Annotated in this window: 1 protein-coding gene; it reads left to right on the top strand. The window is 72.0% G+C overall.

All coding sequences use genetic code 11. The features are described 5' to 3' along the window. A partial coding sequence (locus E9565_RS21890; RefSeq protein WP_236836725.1) for an S-(hydroxymethyl)mycothiol dehydrogenase occupies window positions 1-1005 on the top strand: 1005 nt, incomplete at its 5' end. Window positions 1006-1016: the final 11 nt, after the last annotated feature.

Genomic DNA, 1016 nt, shown 5'->3' with positions numbered 1-1016 from the left:
GGCGAGGCGGTCGTGGACGTGCAGGCGTGCGGGGTCTGCCACACCGATCTGCACTACCGCGAGGGCGGGATCAACGACGACTTCCCGTTCCTGCTCGGCCACGAGGCGGCCGGTGTGGTCTCCGCGGTCGGGGAGGGCGTGACCAACGTCGCCGTCGGCGACTACGTCGTGCTGAACTGGCGGGCGGTGTGCGGGGAGTGCCGGGCCTGCCGCAAGGGCCAGTTGCAGTACTGCTTCAACACCCACAACGCGGCGCAGAAGATGACGCTGGCCGACGGCACCGAGCTGTCCCCGGCCCTGGGCATCGGCGCCTTCGCCGAGAAGACGCTGGTCCACTCCGGCCAGTGCACCAAGGTCGACCCGGCAGCCCCGCCGACCGCCGCCGGGCTGCTGGGCTGCGGCGTCATGGCCGGCGTCGGCGCGGCGATCAACACCGGTGGCGTGCAGCGCGGGGAGACGGTGGCCGTGTTCGGCTGCGGTGGCGTCGGGGACGCCGCGGTGGCCGGGGCGAAGCTGGCCGGCGCGGCCACGATCATCGCCGTCGACATCGACGACCGGAAGCTGGAGTGGGCCCGGCAGTTCGGCGCCACCCACACGGTCAACTCGAAGGAGACCGACCCGGTCGAGGCGGTCCGCGCGCTCACCGGGGGGTTCGGCGTCGACGTCGCCATCGACGCCGTCGGCCACCCGAAGGTGTTCGAGCAGGCGTTCTACGCCCGGGACCTCGCCGGCCGCGTGGTGATGGTCGGCGTCCCGACGCCGGACATGGAGATCACGCTGCCGGCGATCGAGGTCTTCGGCCGGGGTGGGGCGGTGAAGTCCTCCTGGTACGGCGACTGCCTGCCCAGCCGCGACTTCCCGATGCTGGTCGACCTCTACCTGCAGGGCCGGTTCCCGCTGGAGGCGTTCGTCACCGAGACCATCGGGCTGGACGACGTCGAGGAGGCGTTCCACAAGATGCACGCCGGCGACGTGCTGCGCTCCGTGGTGGTGTTCGGCGAGTGAGCGCCCGCATC

Origin of the sequence: Blastococcus sp. KM273129 (assembly GCF_021698995.1) — a bacterium.
In the GTDB taxonomy this organism is placed as follows: Bacteria; Actinomycetota; Actinomycetes; order Mycobacteriales; family Geodermatophilaceae; genus Blastococcus.
The sequence above is the reverse complement of the archived record's forward strand: the minus strand, read 5'-3'. Positions and strand labels throughout refer to the sequence as shown.